Annotated in this window: 12 protein-coding genes and 1 tRNA gene; 10 read left to right on the forward strand and 3 right to left on the reverse strand. The window is 64.3% G+C overall.

Annotated features, from left to right (window positions below; all coding sequences use genetic code 11):
- Positions 1-228: 228 nt before the first annotated feature.
- Together AB7290_RS22810 and AB7290_RS22815 are read left to right on the forward strand one after the other, a co-directional pair.
- A complete protein-coding gene (locus tag AB7290_RS22810; RefSeq protein ID WP_085401237.1) occupies positions 229-681 on the forward strand; it encodes a VOC family protein in 453 nt (150 codons plus the stop codon).
- Positions 682-1022: 341 nt separating this feature from the next.
- Positions 1023-1661, forward strand: coding sequence for a glutathione S-transferase family protein (locus AB7290_RS22815; RefSeq protein WP_085401267.1), 639 nt, complete (start codon positions 1023-1025; stop codon positions 1659-1661).
- A 186-nt stretch (positions 1662-1847) separates the two neighbouring features.
- Here AB7290_RS22815 and AB7290_RS22820 read toward each other — a convergent pair whose 3' ends face one another.
- The 3 genes from AB7290_RS22820 to AB7290_RS22830 are packed head-to-tail and all read right to left on the reverse strand — an operon-like array spanning position 1848 to position 2578.
- Entirely contained in the window at positions 1848-2015 is a 168-nt protein-coding gene (locus AB7290_RS22820; RefSeq protein WP_014495480.1) for a hypothetical protein, read from the reverse strand.
- A gap of 6 nt (positions 2016-2021) precedes the next feature.
- Positions 2022-2267 (reverse strand): hypothetical protein, encoded by a 246-nt coding sequence (locus AB7290_RS22825; RefSeq protein ID WP_085401236.1) that lies wholly within the window; start codon positions 2265-2267, stop codon positions 2022-2024.
- 56 nt (positions 2268-2323) lie between these two features.
- Positions 2324-2578: a PilZ domain-containing protein gene (locus AB7290_RS22830; RefSeq protein ID WP_063983468.1), complete on the reverse strand. Its 255-nt coding sequence runs from the start codon at positions 2576-2578 to the stop codon at positions 2324-2326.
- 224 nt (positions 2579-2802) lie between these two features.
- Between AB7290_RS22830 and AB7290_RS22835 the strand changes: the two genes are divergently transcribed.
- From AB7290_RS22835 to AB7290_RS22870, 8 genes are all read left to right on the forward strand, one after another.
- A tRNA-Glu gene (locus tag AB7290_RS22835) sits at positions 2803-2877 on the forward strand.
- A gap of 103 nt (positions 2878-2980) precedes the next feature.
- The gene (locus AB7290_RS22840) at positions 2981-3115 is read left to right on the forward strand and encodes a hypothetical protein (RefSeq protein ID WP_256461574.1); all 135 of its coding nucleotides are present in this window, start codon (positions 2981-2983) and stop codon (positions 3113-3115) included.
- A gap of 504 nt (positions 3116-3619) precedes the next feature.
- Positions 3620-3850 carry a photosystem reaction center subunit H gene (locus AB7290_RS22845; RefSeq protein WP_081369264.1) on the forward strand — a complete coding sequence of 77 codons (231 nt, stop codon included), beginning with the start codon at positions 3620-3622 and terminating at the stop codon, positions 3848-3850.
- Positions 3851-5067: 1217 nt separating this feature from the next.
- A complete protein-coding gene (locus AB7290_RS22850) occupies positions 5068-5721 on the forward strand; it encodes a hypothetical protein (RefSeq protein ID WP_085401233.1) in 654 nt (217 codons plus the stop codon).
- 141 nt (positions 5722-5862) lie between these two features.
- Positions 5863-6489 carry a PilZ domain-containing protein gene (locus AB7290_RS22855; protein WP_085401232.1) on the forward strand — a complete coding sequence of 209 codons (627 nt, stop codon included), beginning with the start codon at positions 5863-5865 and terminating at the stop codon, positions 6487-6489.
- Between the two features lie 122 nt (positions 6490-6611).
- Positions 6612-7619: an acyl-CoA desaturase gene (locus tag AB7290_RS22860; RefSeq protein WP_028151010.1), complete on the forward strand. Its 1008-nt coding sequence runs from the start codon at positions 6612-6614 to the stop codon at positions 7617-7619.
- A gap of 138 nt (positions 7620-7757) precedes the next feature.
- On the forward strand, positions 7758-8015 hold the full coding sequence (locus tag AB7290_RS22865; protein WP_063983473.1) for a hypothetical protein: 258 nt from the start codon (positions 7758-7760) through the stop codon (positions 8013-8015).
- A gap of 578 nt (positions 8016-8593) precedes the next feature.
- Positions 8594-9634 carry a PrsW family glutamic-type intramembrane protease gene (locus AB7290_RS22870; protein WP_014495490.1) on the forward strand — a complete coding sequence of 347 codons (1041 nt, stop codon included), beginning with the start codon at positions 8594-8596 and terminating at the stop codon, positions 9632-9634.
- Positions 9635-9648 lie beyond the last annotated feature (14 nt).

Genomic DNA, 9648 nt, shown 5'->3' on the forward strand with positions numbered 1-9648 from the left:
TCATTGACGAGAAGCGCTGAATTCCGCTGACAGCGCATTGAACTCATCTGCGTGTCCCGGCTGACGCTACGGCTTGTCCGTCCATGCTGAGTTGGCTGACCGCACCCACCGTCTCTCCCTCACGCACATGTGCCTGCGCCCCCTGCCCCTCCTCCCACTTTCCTGCTATCTCCTGTCCCCGCCGTTCCGGCCCAAACCAAAACACCTCCGTATCAGGGAGCAACAACCATGCGATACCTCCACACCATGCTGCGCGTGCGCAATCTCGATGTCGCGCTGAAGTTTTACCAGGATGCGCTGGGACTGAAGGAGGTGCGGCGGATCGAGAACGACAAGGGGCGCTTCACGCTCGTCTTCCTGTGCTCGGCGGACGATCTCGCGGCGCTGAAGAAGCAGCCGCAAACGCGCGGCGCGCCGCTGGTCGAGCTCACTTACAACTGGGACGAGGAGAAGTATGGCGAGGATCGCTTCTTCGGCCATCTCGCCTATGAGGTCGACGACATCTACGCAACCTGCGCGCAGCTGATGAAGGCCGGCGTCACCATCAACCGTCCGCCGCGCGACGGCAACATGGCCTTCGTCCGTTCGCCGGATCTGCACTCGATCGAGTTGCTGCAGAAGGGCGAGCCGAAGGCGCCGGCCGAGCCCTGGTCGTCGATGCCGAATACCGGCCACTGGTAGGGCCGCGACGCAGGAACCAGCCCTCGCGACCCGTGTTGTCCCTCCGACATAACGATTGGAGGAGGACGCAATGGGACGAGGACTGTTGCTGTGGATGCTTGGCGTGCCGATCCCGGTGATCATTCTGTTGTGGCTGTTCTTCGGCCACTGATCATCGGGCTCGATTTGCCGGGTTCGATTTGCCAGGCTCAACTTGCTAGGTTCAACTTGCCGAGTTTGGCTTGCAATGAAAGCTCCGCCGACGGCGGAGCTTTTTGCATGAGGGGCGCGCCGCAATCGCCGTCGCTCCCGCCAGGGAATTCCGCTATCACGCGCGCCAAAGCGAAATGCGGGAGGACTTCATGCCGGACACCAAGCGGACGATCTGGGGCCGCGCCAACTCGGTCAACGTGCAGAAGGTGCTGTGGTGCCTCGCCGAGCTCGACCTGCCCTATGAGCGCATCGACGCCGGCATGAGTTTCGGCAGGACCCGCGAGGCCGACTATCTGGCGATGAACCCCAACGCGCGAATCCCGACGCTGGTCGAGGGCGACTTCGTGCTGTGGGAATCCAACTCCATCATGCGCTATCTCTGCCTCGCACATGGCCGCGGCACGCCGATCTATCCCGAGGCAACGAAGCTGCGCACCAGCGTCGACCGCTGGCTCGACTGGACGCTGTCGATGGTGCAGCCGGTCGACCGCCCGGTGTTCTGGGGCATCGTGCGCACGGCCCCCGCCGAGCGCGACATGATCCAGGTGCAGCGGGATGCCGATGCCGCCGCCGAGGTTTGGGCCATCGCCGACCGCCTGCTCTCGTCGCGCCGCTTCATGGACGGCGACCAGTTCACGCTGGCCGACATCGCGATCGGCGCCTATGCGCGGCGCTGGCTCGGGGTCGAGGGCATCACCCGCCCGGCCCAGCCGCATTTGACCCGCTGGCTCGCCGAGCTCGGCAAACGGCCCGGATTTGCGCAGTTCGTCGCACCGCCGATGTCGTGAGCCGGTGGCGCGGCCTCAGCTGCGCTGAGCGCGCGATGAATCGTCGTCACGGCGCACGCATCAAGCGTCGCGCCGGGACTTGACGGCTACTGTGCATGGGGTTGTTTTCGCGGTTTTTGTTTTGAGAGCGTTTTCAAGCGAAGTGGATACCGGTTCGCGTGAAGAAAACGCGTCCAAACAAGACCCCTAGCGCCAGCCGCGCTCGACCAGCAGCACGCAGATGATCAGCACCAGCGTCACGGCGGCGGTGGCAAGCTTGGCCGTCCAGCTCAGGCCGCGGCCGACCCACAACAGCAGCGCGCAATACATCACGAAGGGGACGATGATGTCGGGCCGCATGAGATCGGGCGGCATCCGACTTCAGCGCCTGACCGTGGTCTCGACGCTGACCGAGCCGCCAATCTTCACGCAGGTGCCGGTGCTCTCGACCATGACGAAGCGCGGGCCGTAGGAGGCGCAGGAGCCGGCCTTCACTGTGCCGCCCGCGCCCTTCAGCGGCAGAGCCTTGCCGGCCTGCGGCCGCTCGGCAGGCGGAAGGCGCAGGGCCTCGGCCGCGGCCGTGGAGGTGGCCAACAACGAGAGGAGGATGAGGAGCGGCGCACGCATGCAGCCGTTCTAGCCCGGACCGGCGCCGCGCGCCATCCGGGTCGCCTCGCCCGGGATCAGATGAACTTGACGCCGGCCGATTTGCCGCGGCGCCAGATCACCTGGCAGCTCCGCCCGGTGCGGGCGTCGCGCGCGAACGCCATCCGGATCACGCCCGGGAGCTGGCTCGCGTCCTCGTCCAGCGTGATCTTCGCGCCGGTATCGGAGATGTCCTGGACCAGGCAATGCCGCGCCGCGAACCCGCCGTCGAGCGTGATCCAGGCGTGCCGCGACAGCGATTTGCGGGCTGCGCGCTTCTTGGGCTGGGGCATGGACAAATTTCTCCGGTTCCAGCGCTAGCTCACGGGGCCTAAGAAACCGTTGAAATCGCCCCCGAATGTAGCGGGGGTGGAGGCTATCCACCGGTGCCAAAAGACCGTTCCCGAACGGCTTGCCCACGGCGCCAAAGGCCACTATACGTTCGCCCGCTGCAGCCGCCGGGCTCGACTCGGGTGGCCGGCGGCCATGCCGTGAAAAGCGGCGGGGCCTTGTGTTTGCTCCCTTCGTCTATCGGTTAGGACGCCACCCTTTCACGGTGGAGAGAGCGGTTCGATTCCGCTAGGGAGCGCCAACAAAATCAATCACTTGCCGCCCACCTCCGCCGCCGTGTCCAACACCTGTCCAATATACGGGTATGGACTCGTACACAGCGCCGGGTCGCGGAGCTGCGCGAGATGGAGCGCCTTTGCTCGGATTGGGCGGACGATGACGATCTCGTTCTCGCGCGCGACGGCCTGAACGCGCTGGCGGCCGACTACCGCGCCGCTGCGGACGCGATGGTTCCCTCTGGTGCTGTTTGGGACCTTTAGGGCGCGGTGAGCGTTGAGGTTAGCACCGGGGCAGGATCGCGAACCCCGGAGTTCGGATCATGAGCACGATCCCTGCGGACCTCGAAAGAAAGTTCGAACAACGGTGGGCCGCCAGATTGGCGCGGCCCATTCCGCCGGCTCCATTTGCGCGCCCAGCCTGTCCGAGGTGCAAGGCCCAGATGATGCTCGTCAGCATCGAGCCAAAAAGCCTAAGCGTGGACTTGCACATGTTTCGCTGCGCTGTCTGCAATCACGCACTTACGACATTCGCAACGCATGAAGATCCCATGCATTCCAATGGCCGCTGGCTTCAAGGCGATTTGCGCCCACCGAAGTAACCCGCGCTGCAAGTCGTGACCGAAGGCGAGACGCCGCGGCTGCCGGAAGGTTTCAGGGGCGAGCTCGACAAGGACGGTTGGCGGCACTGACTCGCACGAAGCGGCGATGGCCTCAATGCATCTGCCGCTCTGACTGATCTTCACTAATCCGCCAGCCGCGTAGGGCATGACCATGTCCGATGACTGGACCAAACGAGCGACGAACATCCTTCGAGAACTTCATGCTGCCGAGACGGAGCTAATCGGCAGGGGTGTTATCCTGACCGACGGTAAGGCGGGGACGGTTGATCACGTCTTCCTTGACGAGGTGCACGGGCTCCGGATCTCGATCGGTGGCCACGACGGCAAGTGGCCGATTTCGACTCTGAAGCTTCTAGACTCCGGTTTCGCCAGATAGCTTGTCCGCCCGGTCACCGTCCGCGGTGATCACACGGTGACCGGGCGCCCAGCGCGGACTTCGAAGGCCTGCTCGCCGGTGCCTGGCAGAGTAAGCCAGTCACAGTTTACCTGGAGTGGCAGCCATGATGCAGAATGTTGTAGCCGGATGCGTCGCAGTGGCTTTGATTATCCTGGCCTTGATTGGCTTCGCCCAAACGCACCATGAATGTTGGCACGGGCACGTGCTCCTAACCCATGAGCCCTGCGGATCCGTCAGCCCTTCAATATAGGAACAACCATTTTCCGCTGATCTAGGCGCGGGACCAAAGCCCCGCCGCTCGTGAAGTTCTGCCAGCACAGGTAAGCTTGCGGACGACTCAGCGCGAAAGCCCCCCTACCGCCCGGTAACCGCCTTCTGGCGCGCAGCGTTCAGGTCTGCCTTTGTCTGTGCAGTTGCGGCACTCGCGGGCTCTCGATTTGGGGGCGGCTCATTGAGGTCTCGGGCCCACGGCGCGCCAGATCGAGCAACTGACTTCGGAGCGGCATGTTCTGAGCTGGAGCAGGCAGAGACGAGAGAGACGACAACAAGGGACATCCCCGTCCGGCCCAACGTTTGAGTGATCCTGTTCATCAGGCAATCAACTTCCGGCGCGGCCTTACTGTTGGCGCCTGCGATCCGCTCTAGCATCGAAATAGATGACCACCGCGAATGTGGCGCCTAGAGCCAAAACGCTGACACAGCCGGTAATCAACGCCACCGCCATCATAGCTGGATCAGTATTTCTACGGCGTCAGGGGTGGGCAATTCACGAATGATTAGCGCATGCAACAAGGCTGGGGCCCGCCGGCGTGAACGGGCGGGGCCTTTGCTTTTCCACACCCACGATGCGCAGTAGCCCGCGTTCGTTCCGCGGCCCAAGGGATTGATAATTTGACTCTCGCGGCGCCAGGCTTCGATGGCGCAATGACCAAGGCAGAGAACCGAGCGGCCGCCAGGGCCTACCACCAGGAGCGGATGCGTAAGCTCGACGAGGAAGCCAAAGCAGCACGCATTTTTAGACGGGGATAAACGACCATGGACATCATCCCATCTCTTTCACGGTGGAGAGAGCGGTTCGATTCCGCCAGGGAGCGCCATCATCCGGGCCATCGGGTGATGCGGCGAAATCCGCCCCCCTCCATGAACCTCCCTGCCCCTGACCGACGACCAATGTCCCGTTGGAACCGGTACAGGCCATGGTGCTGCATAAATCCCCCTCGGACCGCCAGACCGGCGCCGCCTCGCCGGCACCGCCGTCCTGGATGCACCGTACAGCGCCCTACGCGCCGGAGCGGCGCGCCAGAATGCTGGAGCACATGGCACGCGCCCGATCGCTTCCGCAGCCCCAGGCCGCGACGGCGTCGCCGCGCGCGAGCGGCATGGACATTCTCGGCGATGCCTTCGGCTACACGGTCCTGTTCGGTGTCATCGCCCTGCTCTTCCAGTCGCGCATTCCGCTCTACCTCGGCGCCTATCTCTTCCTCACCGACGGCGAGCGCATCGAGCACGCACTCAGAGCGGTCGGCATCCGGTTCGAGCCCAACACGATCGGCCCCGACATCATCAAGGGCTTCGCTTCCCTGTTCGGATGGTTCGCGCTGCTCGCATCCTTGCGGGGCTCCGTGCCGGCCTGCCTTGCGGCATGGATGCCGCCGGACACATCCTGGTCCACCATTGCCGGCATCGCCGTCGTGTTCGCGACCGTCGAAGCGTCTGCGGGGCTGGCGATGCGGCACGCATTGCCGTGGTTCGGATTTCAGATCAGGCCGGACAGCCTGACCGCGACGACGATCAAGCTCCTCATGGCCCTTGGCCTGCTCGCCTTGCTGGTGCTGCTCGGATCTCTCTGAGCGGCGCGCAATGACGATGTCGTGAGACGGCCGGGCCGTTTACCGGAAATTTACCCCTGCTATTTGATCGGCGTATCGTTTGCTTAGACGTTGCGCCCTACCGTGAATCTACGGAAACAATCCGAAACACGATTGGCGTTCATGTCCGTCTCAGAGTTCCTCCGGCAGCGTGCAGTGGAAGTCAGCGTGAGCGGCAGCTACTCGCTGCCGCGCTGGTACGATTGTGAGGGCCAGCTGCGCACCTTCGCCTGCCGCACCAAGCGTGTCTCCCCGTTCCGCATGATCGTCGACGTGCCTGTTGTCGGCAAGGTCGGCGAGCGCGTGACCTCCTATTTCCAGGACTTTGGCGAATTCCAGTGCACCATCAGCGCGACGCTCAAGGCGGGCTTCCTGATGGAACTCGACATGACGCGGGAGCGGCGCGCCTGGATGTCGGAAAAGCTGACGTGGCTGGAGAAGAAGCAGAAGGACGCCAGCATTCAGGAACTGCGCAATGACGCGCGCTTCGTTCCCCAGGTCTCGCACAGCTTTCTGACGCTCGCCGACGGCAGCACCCATGCCTGCTTCATCATCGACGTCTCCACGGCCGGCGTCGCGATATCCTGCGAATACGACCCGGCGATCGGAACCCCGCTTGCGGTCGGCGCCTGCGTCGGGCGCGTCATTCGCAAATTCGACAACGGCTTTGCGGTCAAGTTCGCCGAGAAGCAGCAGCGGGACGACCTCGTCCGCCTGGTCGTCCGTACGCCCATGCTGCAATCGGCCTGAATCGGCCCAATCGATTTTAACTCAATTTTAAGTAAATACTGGAGGTGCCGATCCCCGCACGGTAGGGTGTGACCCAGCACGTCCGCAATCACTGCGGGCCCCGACTTATTGGAAGTCCCGGAATGTCCATCGCTGAGTTCGCCCCGGCAGAGACCGCCCAAAACGCGCCCGCCGTCGCAAAGCCGCAGCTCCCGCCCGGCGTCATCACTGAAGGCCCGCTCGTCCAGGCCAAGTTGCGCGAAAGCTATCTTCTCCTCGGCATTCTCTACGTCGGCGCTGTCGCGGGCATCATCTGGGCCATCACGCAAGGCGTCGGCAAGGTGGAGCTGTTTACCTTCGCCTGGATGTTCGCGCTGACGACGTTCGGCATCGGCGCGGGCATGCACCGCCTGTTCGTCCATCGCAGCTTCCGCACCGGCCCGATCATGCGCGTCTTCTTCTGCGCCATCGCCCAGATGGCGGTGCAGGGCTCGATCGCGAAATGGGTCGCCAACCACCGCCGCCACCACCTCTATGCCGACGACGTCGGCGATCCCCACAGCCCGCAATTCGACGGCTTCGGCAATCGCTATGTCAGCGCGCTCAAGGGCTTTTTGCACGCCCAGGGCAGCTGGGTGTTCGACCAGGCGACCACCGACAACGAATACTATGCCAAGGACATCCTGGCCGATCCGATCGCGATGTTCTTCGTCCGCACGCGCTGGGTCTGGTACGGGATGTCCGGCGTCTTCATTCCCGGCGTAATCGGCTACACTTTCGGCGGCGTGCACACCATGATCGGCTGCGTCCTGTTCTCCGGCCTGCTCCGCTGTTACCTGCTGATCCTCACCAGCCAGCTCACCGGCTCGGTCTGCCACGCCTACGGCTATCGCCGCTTCGAGGTCGAGGACGCCTCGACCAACGAGTTCGTGACCACGATCCTCACCTTCGGCGAGGGTCTGCACAACAACCATCACCGCTTCCCGCGGGACGCCTATATCTCGCACGCCTGGTGGGAGATCGATCTCAACGGCCTGATCATTCTGGGCATGGAGAAGATCGGCCTCGTCCACGACGTCTTCCACGCCTCGCACCGTCAGCTCGAGCTGGCGTCCGAAGCGGAAGCGCAGGCAGCCACGACGGCGCGCTAAAGGCGGCAGGCGGCGGCCGTTCCTCCGGCCGCCTTGCCTCCGCTCCGCTGCCCTATCGCGGCCCCATTGCGGGATCAGCTTTTGAGGGTCTGTGCCTCGTGCCGGACCTCATTTGCAGACTTGCGATCGGGGGACCGAATGGCAGTCAACAAGATTAGGATTGATAAGATCACTTGGGACAGGGTTGGCCGGGTCACCGAGCCCGGACGCTACATGTACACCTTTGGCTGGCTGACGATTACGGCCGGCGATCTCGATATCTGGAAGCAATATCCGCAAGCCGCCTTCACGCTGCTCGCGCACCACGCCGAGCCGGACGAGGCCGTCGGCGAGGAATTCCATCTCGGCGCCTTCGACATCGCGCCGGACACCCCACCGCCGTTCACCACGCATTGAAGCGCGGGAACGCCGGCCCAAATCGCCTTGCGGGCTGCGCGCGGCGCAGGCGACTGCGGGAACGCATGGCATGCACGTTGCTTAATCAACGTCATGATGCACATCCCCGCCGTCGACCAGGCCTTCCTGCTGCTGCTCATCGTCTTCTGCCTTGGCACGTGCCTCGTACGCGCCTTCTGGGAGCTGGAGCAGGTGCGGGCACGCCGGGTCGCTGCGCCGCCCCGTGGGCGCACAACGAAGCGTGACTAGGCCGGTTGGCCCGGCCCAGCGTTGTCCAGGCGGCAGCCACGCCGCCTCTGGACACGCCTCTCGCGCACGTGCATCGTGAATCGAAGAAACCTGCGCAGTGCCTTGATCTGACTTGCCAATCGCGATCCGGTGGCGGGCGCGGACCGCTCCCATCGATGACGAATTGGTTCTGTCATGCGCTTGATCGCGCTCGTATTCTACACGTTCGGTGCCGATCCCGATGAACGCCGGCTGTCGCGCCTGTTAAGTGACGCGACAGCAAATGCATGACACATGGTCGCATCGGGAGACGTAGATAAGCAGATCAAGGGAACCTATTTTCGGCGCCGATGTACCTGATTGAAGCTTTGCCCACCGTCATCGGAACTGCCGCCATCGCCCCGGCGCTGCTGATGCTGTGGCTCGTCATTGCCGCCGAGGAGCGTCCAGGACCGCCGGCCCAGGTCTGGACTGCCTTTCTGCTCGGCGCAGCCAGCATTTCGCTGCTGGGCCTTGCCCGCGCGCCCTTCGCCAAGATGGTTGCGGCCCCCGACAACCCCTGGGCGGCGCTCGCCATGCATTCGGTCTTCGGGGTCGCGCTGCCCGAGGAAGCGGTCAAGGTGATCGCCATCGTGCTGGTCTCCTCGACCAAGCGGCGGACCTTCGCCAATCCGATGGACACCGTGGTCTATGGCGCCGCGGTCGGCCTCGGCTTCGCCGCCTACGAGAACCTCGCCTACCTCGTCCAGCACGCCGAGATGTGGCGCTCGCTGGCCGCGCTGCGCAGCGTGCTGACCGTGCCGTTCCACGGCGCGCTCGGCATCATCGCCGGCGCCTACCTGACGATCGCGCGGGCCGGCACGGCGCTGGGCGCCAACCGCCACCATCGCGACTGGGCCCGCCTGTCCAGCCGCCTGCTGATCTTCGCAGGCCCGGTCGCGCTGCATTCGGCCTTCGACTTCCCGCTGCTGACCTTGCAGCGGATGCCCGATCTCGATCCGACGCTGCGGATGTGGCTGGGCGGAGCGAGCCTGCTGATCGGCTTCAGCTCGATCGCCTTCGCCATCCGCCTGGTGCGGCGGGTCGCGCGCCATCACGCGCCGCGGACCGATATCGCGCGGGAGCGGCTTAGCCAGCTGCGCCGGATGTGGGCGCTGCTGCTCGCCGGCGGCGGCGTCGGCTTTCTCGGCCTCGCCTTCGTGCTGACCTCGATCCATCACTGGCTGATCAACCCCGAGCGCAATCTGACATTGGCCCTGATCCCGATCGGCTTCGTCTCGATCCTGCTCGGCCTCGCGCTCCTGATCGTCACGATCGCGATCTACATTCTCGGCCGCAATCGTGTTCGCACCAGCGGCGAAGGTTTTTCGTCAGCGCACGGCGGCGGTTGAGCCCCGGGATGGCA

Origin of the sequence: Bradyrhizobium sp. 613_E4_N2_2 (assembly GCF_052075995.1) — a bacterium.
Lineage (GTDB): Bacteria > Pseudomonadota > Alphaproteobacteria > Rhizobiales > Xanthobacteraceae > Bradyrhizobium > Bradyrhizobium barranii.

Excerpts from the sequence above, each read along its gene's own strand:
- AB7290_RS22840 (WP_256461574.1), top strand. The coding sequence starts at position 2,981 with ATGGAGCGCCTTTGCTCGGATTGGGCGGACGATGACGATCTCGTTCTC.
- AB7290_RS22870 (WP_014495490.1), top strand. The coding sequence starts at position 8,594 with ATGTACCTGATTGAAGCTTTGCCCACCGTCATCGGAACTGCCGCCATC.
- AB7290_RS22825 (WP_085401236.1), bottom strand. The coding sequence starts at position 2,267 with ATGCGTGCGCCGCTCCTCATCCTCCTCTCGTTGTTGGCCACCTCCACG.
- AB7290_RS22830 (WP_063983468.1), bottom strand. The coding sequence starts at position 2,578 with ATGCCCCAGCCCAAGAAGCGCGCAGCCCGCAAATCGCTGTCGCGGCAC.
- AB7290_RS22810 (WP_085401237.1), top strand. The coding sequence starts at position 229 with ATGCGATACCTCCACACCATGCTGCGCGTGCGCAATCTCGATGTCGCG.
- AB7290_RS22865 (WP_063983473.1), top strand. The coding sequence starts at position 7,758 with ATGGCAGTCAACAAGATTAGGATTGATAAGATCACTTGGGACAGGGTT.
- AB7290_RS22820 (WP_014495480.1), bottom strand. The coding sequence starts at position 2,015 with ATGCCGCCCGATCTCATGCGGCCCGACATCATCGTCCCCTTCGTGATG.
- AB7290_RS22860 (WP_028151010.1), top strand. The coding sequence starts at position 6,612 with ATGTCCATCGCTGAGTTCGCCCCGGCAGAGACCGCCCAAAACGCGCCC.
- AB7290_RS22845 (WP_081369264.1), top strand. The coding sequence starts at position 3,620 with ATGACCATGTCCGATGACTGGACCAAACGAGCGACGAACATCCTTCGA.
- AB7290_RS22815 (WP_085401267.1), top strand. The coding sequence starts at position 1,023 with ATGCCGGACACCAAGCGGACGATCTGGGGCCGCGCCAACTCGGTCAAC.
- AB7290_RS22850 (WP_085401233.1), top strand. The coding sequence starts at position 5,068 with ATGGTGCTGCATAAATCCCCCTCGGACCGCCAGACCGGCGCCGCCTCG.
- AB7290_RS22855 (WP_085401232.1), top strand. The coding sequence starts at position 5,863 with ATGTCCGTCTCAGAGTTCCTCCGGCAGCGTGCAGTGGAAGTCAGCGTG.